The organism is Brevibacterium sp. Marseille-P9724, from assembly GCF_902500275.1.
GTDB lineage: Bacteria > Actinomycetota > Actinomycetes > Actinomycetales > Brevibacteriaceae > Brevibacterium.
Genome location: NZ_LR722990.1, coordinates 531,365 through 547,297 on the forward strand (window position 1 = coordinate 531,365; position 15,933 = coordinate 547,297).

The following is a 15,933-nucleotide window of genomic DNA, read 5'->3' on the forward strand; positions in this document are numbered from 1 at the left end:
GATGCGCACACCTCATCAATGAAGTCTGTTCGAGGAGGGGCCATCATGTCCGCTGTTGCTGGTCTTGGTGTTGATGAGCGTCGTGCCCGGGTAGCGCTGTCGCTGTTGGCGGAGCCGGATGATCCCGTCACAGGAGGGCTGCTGCGTCGCGTGGGTGCGGTTGAGACACTCGGGCTGCTCGACACCGACACGACCGTGCCGGGTTTGGCCCGGGTTGATGGTCAGGTGTGGCGTGACCGCCTCACGTCACCGGGCAGGCTGGATGGGCTTGACCAGCGGCTGCGCATGGTTGAGGAGAGCGGGATCGCCACTCTGATTCCGGGGGATGCCCACTGGCCTCGGGCGCTGGATGATCTCGGCGACCGCGCTCCGTATGTTCTGTTCGTGCGGGGCGCGTCGTCGTTCTTGGCGCGCCCATTGAACGATCTGGTGACGGCCACGGGTTCTCGGGCGGCCTCCGCGTATGGGGAGCATGTCGCCGCCGAGCTGGCTGGCGACCTCGCGAACACGGAGCGCGTGCTGGTCGCTGGTGGTGCTTATGGTGTCGAGGCCGCGGCGCACCGTGCGGTGCTGGCGGCGGGTGGGGACACAATCGCGGTGCTCGCGGGTGGCGTGGACCGGCCTTACCCGAGCGGGAACCGTGACTTGCTGGACCGAGTGGGTGATGTGGGTGCGCTGGTCAGCGAGCTTCCTCCTGGATCTGCTCCCACGCGGCATCGGTTCCTGGCCCGCTCCCGACTGCTGGGGGCCATGTCAGCCGCAACGGTGGTCGTAGAGGCAGGCGCACGATCGGGGGCACTGCGCGTGGCGACCGAAGCCCACCATCTCGGACGCCAGGTGGGTGCAGTGCCCGGGCCGGTCACGAGCGCCACCAGTCATGGTCCGCACGAGCTGCTCCGCACCGGCCGAGCAGGCCTGGTCACCTCCGCTGCCGACGTCGACGAACTCACCCCCGACCGCGCCACCCATCGTCCGGGACTGTCAGCCGAGATCGCGCAACACATGGCGCCGGCGGCTGGTCCGCCGGAGCGATCTCTGTAGCCCGGTCGACAGAGTGTGGGGTCTCGCACCATCCCTTTGGACGGTGCGAGACCCCCTTCCTTGTGCCCCGCCATTACAGGTCGAGGTGCCGCGTCGCCTGGTTGGCGGACCGCCGAGGCTCGTCCTCGATGGTCGGGCGGGTCAGCGTTCGTAATGCTGTTTCGGCGCGGGCGCGGTCGATTTTCTGCGCTGTGCTCTCCGGTGGGGCGCCGAGCGGTGCCGGGTCGGTGATCTGGTAGCGGTCTCGGTAGGCGGCCACCACTACAGCGCGGCGTCGCCATTGCTGCCGCTCCCGCTCGCCGGCTGGGAGTGGAGCGAGTGCCGTAACCCATGGTTCGTGGGTGTGGACGGCGGCGTCCAAGACTGCTTCTGCTCGAGTTTCGATGAGGTGGCGGCGTTCGGTCAGGGCTTGCTGCATGTCGGGGGTCATGGGGCCGGTGGCTTCCGGAATGAGCCCAGCGATAAGGCGCGGTGCCTGTCGTGTGCGGCCGGAGCCGGCGGGTCGGAGGGTGGCGTTGGCGAGGCGGTGGTAGATGTCGTCGGCGTCGGCGAACCCGCGAGCCTTGATGAGGCGTGGCAGGAGGGTGTCGACGTTGTGGTGGTTGGCTTCCGCCCGGCGCAGTTCCGCGGTCAACGCACCGAAGGCGTCGGAGTCGATGACGGCTTGCGCTTGGTCGGTAGTGAGGCCGCTGGTGGTGACGAGGGTGGTCCAGCGGTCGTGTTGGGCTGCGGCGGCGATGGTTTCGTATTCGGCGGCGAGTTGGGCGATCGAGCCCCACTGCTCCTGTTCGGCGGTGATGGTCTCGTGCGCCGACAGCTCAGCACCGCTGTGTTGGAGCACGCCATAGAGGACCGTACGGGCGGTGGCATCGGGATTGTCGCCCGGATGCGGCTCAGCGTGGTCGTCGGAACGGTCAAGGATCACGTAGGCCTGATTCGATGCGCGTCCGCGGGTCATCGCGACATACAGGTTCTCCCGAGTGGTGGTGGGCTCCACCAGCACATGGGCGGAGTCGGTGGTGAGGCCTTGGGCGCGGTGGGCGGTGACGGCGTAGCCGAGGTCGACGTGCTCAGCCACGTAGTCAGCGGGCAGGACGATGCTGTTGCCGAACCGGGCACCGGGAGGGCGGATCGTGACCGACCCATCGCCGTGCACGGCGGTGATGGTCCAGGTTTGGCCGTTGCGGACCCAGCCGTGCCGGTTCCGCAGCCGACGGTCATTGCGGCGGGTGATGATCGTGTCACCCACGCCCGCTGCCGATCCGTCGGACAGGGTGATTTCGGGGCCGGGCTTCAGCGTGCCGTCGAGGATGAGGTCGGCGCGGGCTCGGACGTTGAGGGCGGTGACGTTCTCGCGGGTTTCAGCGATCAGCACCGACACCAACCCCGACTGTCGGTCGTGGCGCCAGGCGGTGTAGGCGGCATCGGTCATGGCCTCGGCGTCACCGTCATGGATGCGGTCATGTGCCAGGTACGTGTCGATGACTGGGGTGCGACCGTGCCGCAGTTCCAGGGATGCGGTCTTCTCCCAGTCGTGGGTGAAACGGTGGACGTCGACCAGCTCGGGAGCATCGTCGCGGTCGTGAATCAACAGGCTGAACGCACCACCGGCATCGACAGACTGGAGCTGTGCGTAGTCACCGACCAGCAGCACCTTCACCCCCGCTTCCTCGGCTGCCTGCGTGATCCGGTCCAAGGAGAGGGTGCCTGCGAGGGAGGCTTCGTCGATGATGACCAGCTGCCCGGGCTGGAAGGTGGCGCCGGTGTGTTGGTGGGTGGTCCACCACTTCGCCGTGTTCTCCGTCTGAATGCCCAGATCGTCGGCCAGCACTTGCGCCGCCACCGCCGACGGGGCCAACCCCACCACCGACCCAGCACCATGCGAGGTCTCCCACGCCCGGCGCAGCGCATTCATTGGCGTTCTCTTGCCGGCACCCGCCGGCCCGACGAGCACATCCACCACCCGGCCCGACACCGCGACCGACGCCAAGGCTTCAGCCTGGTCGGGACCGAGCACCCGCCCCTCGGCGTCAGGCTTGCTCGTGATCGTTTCGACGGTGGCCAGGTCGATACTCGGGCCAGTCGTGGCACGGGCCCGTTGCAGGAGGCGGTCCTCTGCGGCGAGGAGGGTGTCGGACGAGAACACGGTCGAGTGCTTCGGGCGGAACACGCTGGTTCCGTCCGGGCGGCGAAACTCCACCGGACTCACCGCTAGCTCGGGTGGGGTCAGGCGCAGGGACGCGTGTTCGGCAGCGTCGGCGACCATGGCGGTGATGGCTTCACGGTCCTCAACGGTGGCGAACCGCCACCCCATCGTTTGGCGGGCGGCTTCGGCCATCAGGTTCCAGCGCCGCCACGTCGAGCGCTTCTCACCGACCACCTCGACCACCGAGCGCCCGACCTGCTCGATCAGGTCTAACGGCACATCATCAGCCCGCAACAGCATCTGCCGTTCCCCGGCAGTGACGGTCCGCGCCCACGCGGTGGCATCCGTGCCGAGCTGCTGGCTGGCGCGGGTGCGCCACTCGGCTGTTAGCACCGTCAACGAGCGGACCCGCTTCTCTGGACGGGTCGCGAGCGTGGCTTGGGCGCGCAACCGGATCACGGTGGCATCCGATGGCTGCTGTCCGTGGGTAGCCACGTACTCAGCTACCAGCTGGTCCTTCTCCACCTCGATCTGTCGCGCCCGGGTGGAGAACTCCGCCACCAGTTCCTCGGGGACGTCAGTGATCGCCCATGACGGGTTCCGGTCCCGACCCATCTCCCGCGGCTCCCAGCTCACGCCGAAGGTGCGGGTCATGTGGTCGGCGAACACGGCCTCGTGCAGCTCGGACAACGCGACAACCGCGGCATGCATCGGACGCCCATCCAAACTCCGCCACTTCCCATCCAAGACCGTTTGGGCCTTGTTGCTGATCACCACATGCGTATGCAAGTGCGGATCCCCGGCGCGGGAATCAAAGTGATCAAAGGCCGTCGCGATCAAACCCGTCACGTCAACTTGTGCAACCGCGCCATCCCCAGCAGTAGCCCCCGTGCGGGTGGCGGCTCTGTTGCAAAGATTGGCGGCAGTCAGAGGTAGGCTGTCGCTCTGCGCCGATCAGGCGGCTGCTGCGAAATGGTGGTTGAGCATGCCCATGGCCTCCGTCAGCGCCGAGGGCCCAATGCCAAAAGCTCTCTCCACAAGGCGCACCTCGCCCCTGATGCCGGGCTGCAGGCACCAGGGGCGAGCCTGTCCTTTGCGCAGGGCTCGCATGACTTCGAATCCCTTGATCGTGGCATAGGCCGTGGGGATCGATTTGAAACCGCGCACCGGCTTGATCAGTATCTTGAGCTTTCCGTGATCGGCCTCGATCACGTTATTGAGATACTTCACCTGCCGGTGGGCCGTCTCCCGGTCCAGCTTTCCTTCGCGCTTCAATTCGGTGATCGCTGCACCATAGCTCGGCGCTTTGTCGGTATTGAGCGTGGCAGGCTTTTCCCAGTGCTTCAGGCCTCGCAGGGCCTTGCCCAGGAACCGCTTCGCTGCCTTGGCGCTGCGGGTCGGCGACAGGTAGAAATCGATCGTGTCGCCCCGCTTGTCGACTGCCCGGTACAGGTAGGTCCACTTGCCCCGCACCTTGACGTAGGTTTCATCCAGGCGCCAGCTCGGATCAAAGCCACGCCGCCAGAACCAGCGCAGCCGCTTCTCCATCTCCGGGGCGTAGCACTGGACCCAGCGATAGATCGTCGTATGGTCGACCGAAATGCCGCGTTCCGCCAGCATTTCCTCAAGGTCGCGATAGCTGATCGGATAGCGACAATACCAGCGCACCGCCCACAGGATCACATCACCCTGGAAATGGCGCCACTTGAAATCCGTCATCGTTCCGTCCGTCCAATCTCCGCCAAGCATGCTCAAGCTTCACGATTTTTGCAACAGAGCCATATCGACAACCTCTCGCGCAACCAAGACATCGCGGTCGGACTGCAAGTGATCTTGAAGCCACGGGCCCGTCCCACCCCGACATGGACCTCGATGCCCGAACGGACGTTAGATTTCGAGTTCTAGGCGTTCTGCGATGAAGGTTGGATCCCAGCCGGGATTGAAAGTGTCGACGTGGGTGAATCCGAGCCGCTCGTATAGGCCACGCAGGTTCGGGTGGCAGTCGAGCCGCAGCTTGGCGCACCCCTGCGTTCGCGCGGCATGGCGGCAAGCCTCGATCAGCGCGGAGCTGACACCCCGGCCCGCATGTGTCCGTCGCACCGCGAGCCTGTGCAGATATGCGGCCTCCCCCTTGAGGGCGTCGGGCCAGAACTCGGGATCCTCGGCCGACAAGGTGCAACAGCCGACGATGCCGTCGCTGCAACTCGCGACTAGGAGCTCGGATCTCAGGACGAAGGTCTCCGCGAATGTCCGGTCGATCCGCGCGACGTCCCAGGCGGGCGTTCCCTTGGCGGACATCCACGCCGCAGCGTCGTGCATCAGCCGCACAACCTCGTCGATATCACCCGAGCAGGCGACCCGAACGTTCGGAGGCTCCTCGCTGTCCATTCGCTCCCCTGGCGCGGTATGAACCGCCGCCTCATAGTGCAGTTTGATCCTGACGAGCCCAGCATGTCTGCGCCCACCTTCGCGGAACCTGACCAGGGTCCGCTAGCGGGCGGCCGGAAGGTGAATGCTAGGCATGATCTAACCCTCGGTCTCTGGCGTCGCGACTGCGAAATTTCGCGAGGGTTTCCGAGAAGGTGATTGCGCTTCGCAGATCTCCAGGCGCGTGGGTGCGGACGTAGTCAGCGCCATTGCCGATCGCGTGAAGTTCCGCCGCAAGGCTCGCTGGACCCAGATCCTTTACAGGAAGGCCAACGGTGGCGCCCAAGAAGGATTTCCGCGACACCGAGACCAATAGCGGAAGCCCCAACGCCGACTTCAGCTTTTGAAGGTTCGACAGCACGTGCAGCGATGTTTCCGGTGCGGGGCTCAAGAAAAATCCCATCCCCGGATCGAGGATGAGCCGGTCGGCAGCGACCCCGCTCCGTCGCAAGGCGGAAACCCGCGCCTCGAAGAACCGCACAATCTCGTCGAGCGCGTCTTCGGGTCGAAGGTGACCGGTGCGGGTGGCGATGCCATCCCGCTGCGCTGAGTGCATAACCACCAGCCTGCAGTCCGCCTCAGCAATATCGGGATAGAGCGCAGGGTCAGGAAATCCTTGGATATCGTTCAGGTAGCCCACGCCGCGCTTGAGCGCATAGCGCTGGGTTTCCGGTTGGAAGCTGTCGATTGAAACACGGTGCATCTGATCGGACAGGGCGTCTAAGAGCGGCGCAATACGTCTGATCTCATCGGCCGGCGATACAGGCCTCGCGTCCGGATGGCTGGCGGCCGGTCCGACATCCACGACGTCTGATCCGACTCGCAGCATTTCGATCGCCGCGGTGACAGCGCCGGCGGGGTCTAGCCGCCGGCTCTCATCGAAGAAGGAGTCCTCGGTGAGATTCAGAATGCCGAACACCGTCACCCTGCTGCGTAACATCGTTGCTGCTCCATAACATCAAACATCGACCCACGGCGTAACGCGCTTGCTGCTTGGATGCCCGAGGCATAGACTGTACAAAAAAACAGTCATAACAAGCCATGAAAACCGCCACTGCGCCGTTACCACCGCTGCGTTCGGTCAAGGTTCTGGACCAGTTGCGTGAGCGCATACGCTACTTGCATTACAGCTTACGAACCGAACAGGCTTATGTCCACTGGGCGACGTGCCTCACCTAATATGCCCGCGAAACAGTTCCGGTGACTCACATAAATATGCCCGCGAAACGGAATCATCTATTTCATGGGAAGTGGGCTATCAATGCGAGCCAAACACGAGATAACCAGGAAGTTCGCGCGGCAATACTCGGCCGCAGAAAAAGGCACCAAGAGCAAACTACTCGACGAGGTGTGCGCGATCACGGGCTGGTCCAGAGATAACGCACGCAGACAGTTGAAGCTCGCATTGCAGCCGCGCCGGGTCAACGCGAAGAAACGCAAGCCACGCGCGCTGAAGTACACCGATACGGCGATCGCGGTGTTGCATCGGGTGTGGGCGTTCGCGGGTGGAATCAGCGGGAAGTACCTCGCCGCCACGATGGAACTGCAGCTGATGCTCCTCGAAACACACGGGGAGTTAGTCCCCGGCAAGGGCGGCTACTCCGACGGAGTGCGTGACGAGTTGCTGGCGATGAGCCCCGCCACGATCGACCGCTATCTCGCACCCGCCCGCGCGAAGGACCCGCTGCGCGGCATCACCACGACCACACCAGGACCTTTGCTACGCAACTCGATCACCGTCCGGAAAGCTGGGGACGAGATCGAAGCCGTGCCCGGGTTTTTCGAGGGCGACACCGTCGCTCACTGCGGGCCTGTGCTCAAGGGCGAGTTCGCGAGGACCCTGGACATGACAGACATGCACACCGGGTGGACCTACACCCGGTCGATCAGAAACAACGCGCACCTACACCTGCGTGACGCGCTCGACCGGTTTATCGCCGACACCCCGTTCGAGGTCACCGGGGTGGACTTTGATAACGGGAGCGAATTCATCAACTACGACGTCATCGGGTGGGCCGCCGAACTCGACATCTACTTCACCAGATCACGCCCCTACAAGAAGAATGATCAGGCCACGGTCGAGTCCAAGAACAACCAGATCGTACGCAGGTATGGCTTCTACTGGCGGTACGACACTCCCGCACAGTTGCGGCTTCTGGGCGAGCTCTGGCCGCTGGTAAACGACCGGCATAACTTCCTCACCCCGACGAAGAAACCCATCGGCTGGGACACCGACGGCAAAGGCCGACGCAGACGTGTCTATGACACGCTTGCGACCCCGTTCGACCGGCTCTTACGTTCCGGTGTCCTCACCAGCGAGAGAACTGCAGAGCTCACCGCGTACCGGGACAGTTTGAATCCCGCGCATATCGCCCGTGAGATCGACCGGATCCAGCAGCGCCTCACCTGGCTCGCCGCCGACAAGACCCGCAAACTCGAAGCCGCCGAACTTGCGAAGCAGCCCGACCCGACCGCCGGGGTCAAACCCGCCCGAACAAGGAAGAAACAAGCCAGCTAAACTCAGGGATTACGCGGGCATTCCTTCGTGAGTCACCGGGGCTGTTTCGCGGGCATATTTAAATGAGTCCCCTCGCTGGGTTCGTGCCTTCATCCGTTTCCACGGTGTGCGTCACCCGGCAACCTTGGGCAGCAGCGAAGTCGAGGCATTTCTGTCCTGGCTGGCGAACGAGCGCAAGGTTTCGGTCTCCACGCATCGTCAGGCATTGGCGGCCTTGCTGTTCTTCTACGGCAAGGTGCTGTGCACGGATCTGCCCTGGCTTCAGGAGATCGGAAGACCTCGGCCGTCGCGGCGCTTGCCGGTGGTGCTGACCCCGGATGAAGTGGTTCGCATCCTCGGTTTTCTGGAAGGCGAGCATCGTTTGTTCGCCCAGCTTCTGTATGGAACGGGCATGCGGATCAGTGAAGGTTTGCAACTGCGGGTCAAGGATCTGGATTTCGATCACGGCACGATCATCGTGCGGGAGGGCAAGGGCTCCAAGGATCGGGCCTTGATGTTACCCGAGAGCTTGGCACCCAGCCTGCGCGAGCAGCTGTCGCGTGCACGGGCATGGTGGCTGAAGGACCAGGCCGAGGGCCGCAGCGGCGTTGCGCTTCCCGACGCCCTTGAGCGGAAGTATCCGCGCGCCGGGCATTCCTGGCCGTGGTTCTGGGTTTTTGCGCAGCACACGCATTCGACCGATCCACGGAGCGGTGTCGTGCGTCGCCATCACATGTATGACCAGACCTTTCAGCGCGCCTTCAAACGTGCCGTAGAACAAGCAGGCATCACGAAGCCCGCCACACCGCACACCCTCCGCCACTCGTTCGCGACGGCCTTGCTCCGCAGCGGTTACGACATTCGAACCGTGCAGGATCTGCTCGGCCATTCCGACGTCTCTACGACGATGATTTACACGCATGTGCTGAAAGTTGGCGGTGCCGGAGTGCGCTCACCGCTTGATGCGCTGCCGCCCCTCACTAGTGAGAGGTAGGGCAGCGCAAGTCAATCCTGGCGGATTCACTACCCCTGCGCGAAGGCCATCGGTGCCGCATCGAACGGCCGGTTGCGGAAAGTCCTCCCTGCGTCCGCTGATGGCCGGCAGCAGCCCGTCGTTGCCTGATGGATCCAACCCCTCCGCTGCTATAGTGCAGTCGGCTTCTGACGTTCAGTGCAGCCGTCTTCTGAAAACGACACCACCCTGCCCTTTCCCTGGCGTTTTTTGTCGCGTGTTTTAGTTGCATGAAATAGAATACTTGCGACTAGAACCGGAGACATTACGCCATGAAAGACAAGAGCGCCGCCGCTGGCCTGCTGCTGGGATATGCCCGCGTCAGCACCGACGACCAGGACTTGACCAACCAACGCGCCGAGCTGCACGCCGCAGGCTGCACGCGCATCTTTGCCGAGAAGATCACCGGCACCAGGCGCGACAGGCCCGAGCTGGCCCGCGTGCTCGATCACTTGCGCCCTGGCGATGTTGTGACTGTGACCAGGCTTGACCGCCTGGCCCGCAGCACCCGCGACCTGCTGGACATTGCCGAGCGGGCTCTGTTGCAAAGATTGGCGGCAGTCAGAGGTAGGCTGTCGCTCTGCGCCGATCAGGCGGCTGCTGCGAAATGGTGGTTGAGCATGCCCATGGCCTCCGTCAGCGCCGAGGGCCCAATGCCAAAAGCTCTCTCCACAAGGCGCACCTCGCCCCTGATGCCGGGCTGCAGGCACCAGGGGCGAGCCTGTCCTTTGCGCAGGGCTCGCATGACTTCGAATCCCTTGATCGTGGCATAGGCCGTGGGGATCGATTTGAAACCGCGCACCGGCTTGATCAGTATCTTGAGCTTTCCGTGATCGGCCTCGATCACGTTATTGAGATACTTCACCTGCCGGTGGGCCGTCTCCCGGTCCAGCTTTCCTTCGCGCTTCAATTCGGTGATCGCTGCACCATAGCTCGGCGCTTTGTCGGTATTGAGCGTGGCAGGCTTTTCCCAGTGCTTCAGGCCTCGCAGGGCCTTGCCCAGGAACCGCTTCGCTGCCTTGGCGCTGCGGGTCGGCGACAGGTAGAAATCGATCGTGTCGCCCCGCTTGTCGACTGCCCGGTACAGGTAGGTCCACTTGCCCCGCACCTTGACGTAGGTTTCATCCAGGCGCCAGCTCGGATCAAAGCCACGCCGCCAGAACCAGCGCAGCCGCTTCTCCATCTCCGGGGCGTAGCACTGGACCCAGCGATAGATCGTCGTATGGTCGACCGAAATGCCGCGTTCCGCCAGCATTTCCTCAAGGTCGCGATAGCTGATCGGATAGCGACAATACCAGCGCACCGCCCACAGGATCACATCACCCTGGAAATGGCGCCACTTGAAATCCGTCATCGTTCCGTCCGTCCAATCTCCGCCAAGCATGCTCAAGCTTCACGATTTTTGCAACAGAGCCCGATCGACAACCTCTCGCGCAACCAAGACATCGCGGTCGGACTGCAAGTGATCTTGAAGCCACGGGCCCGTCCCACCCCGACATGGACCTCGATGCCCGANACAATACCAGCGCACCGCCCACAGGATCACATCACCCTGGAAATGGCGCCACTTGAAATCCGTCATCGTTCCGTCCGTCCAATCTCCGCCAAGCATGCTCAAGCTTCACGATTTTTGCAACAGAGCCCGCCACCGCACGCCGCGACCCCCGCCCAGCCTCCTCCGCCTCGATCTGCGCAACCCTGCGACCCCGCTCCACCGCCCCCAACGCCGGGTCAAGTTGCGCGACACGGTCCGCGACCCGCTCCGCAGCCGAGCTGTACACCGGATACGCCCGCCCCAATGGCACACCAGTAATCGGATCCCGCCCCATCCCCACCAGCAACTGGAGCTGTGCCTCTGAGACCTGGGCGCCAGGTGTGAGTTCGCCATTACCCAGAGCGGTGACGCCGGAGCCGAGCCAGCGTCCGGGTGGGGTGCCAGCCTCGGCGTAGTAGCGGGTCAGCGGAGTGGACAGCGACCGGTCACCGTCACCCGCCGCCACGGTGCGCAGCAGGTACTTGTAGCCGTCCCCGGCCGACATCACCCGCATCGACACCGTCACCCAAACCACCCCTTACCTGCTCCTCACACAGGTGAGCCGGCGCCTTCCCGACCTCGATCTGCAAGACGCGTGGCAGATCTGCCGAGGTCTCTCACGGAACGAATCTCGATGATGCCGAGGCTCTGCGGCCGTGGGTTAGCTCGGGATTCGTACTGGCCAGCATTGATACGGATCTCCGCGTCTTTGAGCAGAGACGGGATATTGAGTTGCTGACCGGCAGCGGGGTCACCTACGCTGGTGGGCATGTTGTTCTACGGAACTGCTTCGCTGCGTCTGCGCAGCCGCTAACAGCGGCGGGCACCCTCCACAGGTTGTTGCTCCCGCACCCGGTGATCACGGCCGGGCGGCTCTTTCAGCGTGCCCGGCTCCGCAACAACCACGGAGCAAACAGTGCCTACCTATCGAGATGGCCGTCATGAGCACGGCCAGAACTTCCTGACTGGCCCATCCACCATTGCCACGATCACACGGCTCGTGGCTGCCACCGAGGGCCCGATCATCGAGATCGGCCCCGGTGACGGAGCACTCACCACCCCGCTGGCCCAGCTCGGGCGACCGGTGACAGCCGTCGAGATCGACACCAGGCTCGCCCAACGCTTGACCCAACGGCTCCCGTCGCACGTGGAGGTCGTCGCCGACGACTTCCTGACCTACCGGCTTCCAACATCTGCGCATGTGCTCGTCGGCAACCTGCCGTTTCACCAGACCACGGCCATACTGCGCCGCATCCTGCACTCCCCGGCATGGACCGATGCAATCGTGCTCGTGCAATGGGAAGTCGCGCGGCGCAGAGCGGGCGTCGGCGGTGCCACGATGATGACCGCGCAATGGGCGCCTTGGTTCGAGTTCACGCTGCACAGTCGTGTTCCCGCTCGCGCGTTCACCCCGCGTCCGGGAGTCGACGGCGGAATCCTCACCATCCACCGTCGCGAACATCCGCTGCTGTCCCCGACACGGCGACGCCACTTCCATGCCCTGGTCCACCGCGTCTACACCGGCCCCGGCCGCGGGCTTGCACAGATCCTCGCGCGCACCACCTCACTCGGGTCACCACAGACCGCACAGGCGTGGCTGACACGCCACGGCATGACCGCTGCAGGACTCCCGAAGGATCTGCCCGTCGAGGCATGGGTGGACTTGTTCAAGACCACCGGTGCTTCACCGCCTGCACACCGTGCGCAGACGCAGCAGGTGAAGTCAAGGAGACGCCGTCGATGACCATCGCAGCGCGGCGCCAGGCCTGCCGCTACACGTCAACAGCTAGGAGTGCCACGGAGCACCGTTCCGGTGAAACTTCCACAGAACTGGCAGCGCGGCTGCTCGCAGAAGCACCTCAACGGGATTGGCGACTCCGTGACCTTGCCGCGCTGGTTCACCTCTCGGTGTCACAGCTGGGCAGAGCGTTCACACAACGATTCGGTATGCCGCCCATGCGGTACCTGGCTCACATTCAGGCCCATCGGCTGGCTCACCTTTTGGTCGAGACTGATCTTCCAATCGGCGTCGCCATGACAAAAGTCGGGTGGCGCAGCCGTGGGCATGCCGCACGGCAGTTCACCGACGTCGTCGGGATCAGCCCGTCCGAATATCGGCGCACTGCGATTGGGCGCACTCTCACGGAGACCAGCCCGCGGCTATCAGCAACGCAGGGCAGCCCCCAATCAAAAGGCCCCCTCACGACAGGAGTGCTGTGAGGCCGTCGGAGAGAATCTCGCGTGGGCTGATGTGGTGCGTCGCGTGGAGCCGCGCATAGGTAGGAGCTTGGTCAGGGTCAATGGCGACGCGCTTTTCATCAGGCGCCATCGGTGCTGTCAGGGCGGAGCCGATCACCAGGTTGGACAATCGGTAGGCAGTCCCGAGCGGGTCGGGGGTGCCCGCCTGTTCGAGGAGAACGCACATCCGCTCAGAGAGAGCCAGGTACGCCGGGCCCCTGGGAGCGCGCATACCGATGACCTGACCGGCCCACCGGTGGGTCGTGAGGTGCGCGAAGAAGGCGTGCATCAGGGCAGGCAGGTCGGCATTGCGGATCGCCTCAGACATCAAGGGATCATCTGCCAGCGCTGCATCGAGGGCGAGATCAAACAGATCGTTGGCCGATTCGACACGTGAGTACAGGCTCGCTGGCGCGACACCTATCTTCTGCGCCACAGACCGCAGCGTGAGGGCTCTCAACCCGCCCTCGTCCAGCAGTCTGACCGACACCCTCGCGACCTCCATGATGTCCACGGCACGGAGGCGCTGAACAGGTTTGCGATGTTCCCAGTAACTCACCCGACCAGCCTAATCAAACACGCTTCAGTTAGCTATCCATTCTATGTTAGGTTTAGCGCATGCTGGATGCCACCACCCTTCCGATCACCTTTGAGGACACTCGCCTACGCCCCCTCTCTGAGCTGGACGCAGACGCGTATGCAGCCGGCACCAAGGATGAAGCTGTGCGGCGCTTCGGCCACCTGCCCGAGCCGGATTACACCCCCGAGTCCGTGCGACGGATGATCCGTGACGAGGTTGCTGAGGGTCTGTCGTCCGGCACGCTGGCAGTCCTCGCACTTGCCGACGCCGAGACGGACCGGTTTGTGGGCTCTTTGGTGCTCTTCGACATCAGCTCCGAGGCTGCCGAGGTCGGGTTCTGGATTCATCCGGATGCGCGGGGAGCAGGGCACGCTCGTCGGGGCCTGGAGTTGGCATCGCGCTTCGCACGCAACAGTGGACTTCGAACCTTGACAGCACGCACGCTCCTGGAGAACAAGGCCTCCCAGCGGTGCTTGACGAACGCAGGGTTCCGTGAGGTCGAGCGAGCCGTCGGGACCACGCCCGCAGGACAGTGCGAGGAACTATTCCATTACCGGCGCGATCTCAAGCCCACCGCCCAGTGGCCGTTGGCGACGGAGCGGCTTCGGCTCCGTCCGCATAACGCCGACGATGCCGAATGGCTTCACGAGCTGTACTCGCGACCCGACGTTGCCCGCTACCTGTTGGACGAGCCATGGACCGAGGAAGTCACCCGCGAAAAGCTCGCCGAGCGGCTAGCGAAGACTGACATCGATGGCGAGACTGGTGCGCTTGCGCTGGTCATCGAGCATGACGGCGTCCCGATCGGAGACGTCGCGTTGTGGCTCACCGATCACGAGCACCGTCAAGGCGAGATCGGGTGGGTTCTCGACCCGGCGCAAGGTGGGCAAGGTTTCGCCAGCGAAGCCGTCCGAGCAGTACTCGCCCTCGGGTTTGACCACTACCAGCTCCACCGCATCACCGCGCAGATGGATGCCCGCAACAGCGCCTCGGCAGCACTGGCTCGTCGTGTCGGGCTCCGGCTGGAAGCACATCACGTCCAGGACTGGTTCAGCAAGGGCGAATGGACCGATACCCTCATCTTCGCGCGACTTACCTCCGAGAACATTCGCCGATGATCGAGAATTTGGCTTTCATACTCTCTCTGCTAAAGGCAATTACAGCACTCAACGCGAAGCCCTGATACCCGGGCCCGATTCCATTACCTTCTGGTTTCGAGGCGCCGCTGGCCTGCCGCTGTGACTACAGGTACTCCGACAGCTCGCGGACAATGAAATCCGCCATGAGGCGACCGCGCAGCGAAAGCGCAAGCCATTCCTCATCAGGTTCTACAAGCCCCTGCTTGGCAAACTGTTCTAACAGAAGCTCAGTACCCGCAGGCAGTTCGGACAGCCGCATGCCCCGCCGGATCCTGGCTCGCAGCATGAGGTCTTCCAGCCTGCGAGTATCCGCATCGAGGACTTCCCGGCCAATCGCCGGTGACTGCCCCTGGCCCAGCCGATCAGCCCAGGCACGCGGATGCTTAGCATTCCAGAAGCGCACTCCCCCAACGTGCGAGTGTGCCCCAGCACCAAAGCCCCACCAGTCCTGGCCCGTCCAGTAGGCATTGTTGTGACGACACTCGTGGTCAGCACTGCGCGCCCAGTTGCTCACCTCGTACCAGTGCAGACCGGCGGCAGAAAAAGCAGCATCAGCAGCCACGTACTTATCCGCCAGATCGTCCTCGTCCGGCATGGGCAGCTCACCGCGGCGAACCTGCGCACCCATCTTGGTGCCCGGTTCAACGATGAGCGAATACGCCGAAATGTGGTCCGGCTCCATCGCAACGGCTGCGTCAACAGAACGCTGCCAGTCCTCGGCTGACTCCCCCGGTGTGCCGTAGATGAGGTCAACTGACACCTGCATACCGGCTTCCTTAACCCACTGAACAGCCTTGGGGACCTGCTCTGGATTGTGCGTGCGATCCAGTGTTGCCAACACGTGCGGAACCGCCGACTGCATGCCCATCGACACGCGCGTAAAACCAGCCTCAGCCAGCTTGGCCACATACGCAGGGCTCAGAGTGTCTGGGTTTGCCTCAGTCGTCACCTCGGCACCATCCGCCAAGCCAAAAGCATCCCGCACGCGTTCGAGCGCGAAAGCCAAATCAGCCGCCGGCAGAAGAGTCGGCGTTCCCCCGCCGAAGAACACGGTGCTCACCGGCCTGGCAGGAAAGTCAGCCAGAACACGGGAGGCGAGCTCCACCTCGTGAGCCAGATTCCCAGCCCAATCGGAACGATTGGCACCCGGACCGAGTTCCTCGGCCGTATAGGTGTTGAAATCGCAGTAGCCGCAGCGCACCCGGCAGTAGGGCACGTGAATATAGGCACTCAGTGAGCGTGATTCGGCCCCGGCCTGCGCGGAAGCAGGCAGTGAACCGTCAAGCGGAGGAACGTCGCCGTCAGGCTGTGCCGGCACC

General features: G+C 63.8%; 12 protein-coding genes and 5 pseudogenes. 8 read left to right on the top strand and 9 right to left on the bottom strand.

Going from position 1 to position 15,933, the window contains the following annotated elements; translation table 11 throughout:
* Positions 1-18 precede the first annotated feature (18 nt).
* On the top strand, positions 19-1,041 hold the full coding sequence (locus GC119_RS11010; protein ID WP_226829191.1) for a DNA-processing protein DprA: 1,023 nt from the start codon (positions 19-21) through the stop codon (positions 1,039-1,041).
* 73 nt (positions 1,042-1,114) lie between these two features.
* Here the strand turns inward: GC119_RS11010 and mobF are convergent.
* From mobF to sul1, 4 genes and pseudogenes are all read right to left on the bottom strand, one after another.
* A pseudogene (mobF, locus tag GC119_RS02575) lies at positions 1,115-4,090 on the bottom strand (MobF family relaxase); the annotation flags it as partial.
* Positions 4,091-4,141: 51 nt separating this feature from the next.
* Entirely contained in the window at positions 4,142-4,906 is a 765-nt protein-coding gene (locus GC119_RS02580) for an IS6-like element IS6100 family transposase (RefSeq protein ID WP_001389365.1), read from the bottom strand.
* A gap of 168 nt (positions 4,907-5,074) precedes the next feature.
* The gene (locus GC119_RS02585; RefSeq protein ID WP_151952349.1) at positions 5,075-5,575 is read right to left on the bottom strand and encodes a GNAT family N-acetyltransferase; all 501 of its coding nucleotides are present in this window, start codon (positions 5,573-5,575) and stop codon (positions 5,075-5,077) included.
* Positions 5,576-5,702: 127 nt separating this feature from the next.
* Complete coding sequence (gene sul1, locus GC119_RS02595; protein ID WP_000946487.1) at positions 5,703-6,554, bottom strand: sulfonamide-resistant dihydropteroate synthase Sul1; 852 nt, start codon at positions 6,552-6,554, stop codon at positions 5,703-5,705.
* 101 nt (positions 6,555-6,655) lie between these two features.
* Here sul1 and GC119_RS02600 point away from each other — a divergent pair.
* The 4 genes and pseudogenes from GC119_RS02600 to GC119_RS02620 form a co-directional block, all read left to right on the top strand.
* Positions 6,656-6,775: pseudogene (locus tag GC119_RS02600) on the top strand (integrase); the annotation flags it as partial.
* A 100-nt stretch (positions 6,776-6,875) separates the two neighbouring features.
* The gene (locus GC119_RS02605) at positions 6,876-8,132 is read left to right on the top strand and encodes an integrase catalytic domain-containing protein (RefSeq protein WP_014317774.1); all 1,257 of its coding nucleotides are present in this window, start codon (positions 6,876-6,878) and stop codon (positions 8,130-8,132) included.
* A 91-nt stretch (positions 8,133-8,223) separates the two neighbouring features.
* On the top strand, positions 8,224-9,105 hold the full coding sequence (locus GC119_RS02610; RefSeq protein WP_072178600.1) for an integron integrase: 882 nt from the start codon (positions 8,224-8,226) through the stop codon (positions 9,103-9,105).
* 290 nt (positions 9,106-9,395) lie between these two features.
* Positions 9,396-9,599: pseudogene (locus tag GC119_RS02620) on the top strand (recombinase family protein); the annotation flags it as partial.
* Between the two features lie 113 nt (positions 9,600-9,712).
* Here the strand turns inward: GC119_RS02620 and GC119_RS02625 are convergent.
* The 3 genes and pseudogenes from GC119_RS02625 to GC119_RS02630 all read right to left on the bottom strand — a co-directional run.
* A complete protein-coding gene (locus GC119_RS02625; RefSeq protein ID WP_001389365.1) occupies positions 9,713-10,477 on the bottom strand; it encodes an IS6-like element IS6100 family transposase in 765 nt (254 codons plus the stop codon).
* Positions 10,443-10,649: pseudogene (locus tag GC119_RS11240) on the bottom strand (hypothetical protein); the annotation flags it as partial. The pseudogene GC119_RS11240 and the gene GC119_RS02625, both read right to left, overlap by 35 nt.
* Positions 10,650-10,763: 114 nt before the next feature.
* Positions 10,764-11,183 (bottom strand): annotated as a pseudogene (locus tag GC119_RS02630) (relaxase domain-containing protein); the annotation flags it as partial.
* Positions 11,184-11,573: 390 nt separating this feature from the next.
* Here GC119_RS02630 and erm point away from each other — a divergent pair.
* Together erm and GC119_RS11245 are read left to right on the top strand one after the other, a co-directional pair.
* On the top strand, positions 11,574-12,401 hold the full coding sequence (gene erm / locus GC119_RS02635; protein ID WP_151952350.1) for a 23S ribosomal RNA methyltransferase Erm: 828 nt from the start codon (positions 11,574-11,576) through the stop codon (positions 12,399-12,401).
* The gene (locus GC119_RS11245; protein WP_193215595.1) at positions 12,398-12,877 is read left to right on the top strand and encodes a helix-turn-helix domain-containing protein; all 480 of its coding nucleotides are present in this window, start codon (positions 12,398-12,400) and stop codon (positions 12,875-12,877) included. The genes erm and GC119_RS11245 overlap by 4 nt, the downstream gene beginning before the upstream one ends.
* On the opposite strand, the gene GC119_RS02645 is transcribed toward GC119_RS11245, so the two are convergent.
* On the bottom strand, positions 12,858-13,454 hold the full coding sequence (locus tag GC119_RS02645; protein ID WP_226829193.1) for a TetR/AcrR family transcriptional regulator C-terminal domain-containing protein: 597 nt from the start codon (positions 13,452-13,454) through the stop codon (positions 12,858-12,860). The two genes, GC119_RS11245 and GC119_RS02645, sit on opposite strands and share 20 nt — an antisense overlap.
* Before the next feature lie 59 nt (positions 13,455-13,513).
* Here GC119_RS02645 and GC119_RS02650 point away from each other — a divergent pair, with 59 nt between their 5' ends.
* Positions 13,514-14,593 (top strand): GNAT family N-acetyltransferase, encoded by a 1,080-nt coding sequence (locus GC119_RS02650; protein WP_151952352.1) that lies wholly within the window; start codon positions 13,514-13,516, stop codon positions 14,591-14,593.
* 124 nt (positions 14,594-14,717) lie between these two features.
* Here the strand turns inward: GC119_RS02650 and hemW are convergent, their stop codons facing one another.
* Entirely contained in the window at positions 14,718-15,932 is a 1,215-nt protein-coding gene (gene hemW, locus GC119_RS02655) for a radical SAM family heme chaperone HemW (protein WP_151952353.1), read from the bottom strand.
* Position 15,933 lies beyond the last annotated feature (1 nt).

What these genes read in the sequence shown, in the direction of transcription:
- sul1 (WP_000946487.1), bottom strand. Translation starts at nt 6,554, where the DNA reads ATGTTACGCAGCAGGGTGACGGTGTTCGGCATTCTGAATCTCACCGAG.
- GC119_RS02580 (WP_001389365.1), bottom strand. Translation starts at nt 4,906, where the DNA reads ATGACGGATTTCAAGTGGCGCCATTTCCAGGGTGATGTGATCCTGTGG.
- GC119_RS02585 (WP_151952349.1), bottom strand. Translation starts at nt 5,575, where the DNA reads ATGGACAGCGAGGAGCCTCCGAACGTTCGGGTCGCCTGCTCGGGTGAT.
- GC119_RS11245 (WP_193215595.1), top strand. Translation starts at nt 12,398, where the DNA reads ATGACCATCGCAGCGCGGCGCCAGGCCTGCCGCTACACGTCAACAGCT.
- GC119_RS02650 (WP_151952352.1), top strand. Translation starts at nt 13,514, where the DNA reads ATGCTGGATGCCACCACCCTTCCGATCACCTTTGAGGACACTCGCCTA.
- GC119_RS02605 (WP_014317774.1), top strand. Translation starts at nt 6,876, where the DNA reads ATGCGAGCCAAACACGAGATAACCAGGAAGTTCGCGCGGCAATACTCG.
- GC119_RS11010 (WP_226829191.1), top strand. Translation starts at nt 19, where the DNA reads ATGAAGTCTGTTCGAGGAGGGGCCATCATGTCCGCTGTTGCTGGTCTT.
- GC119_RS02625 (WP_001389365.1), bottom strand. Translation starts at nt 10,477, where the DNA reads ATGACGGATTTCAAGTGGCGCCATTTCCAGGGTGATGTGATCCTGTGG.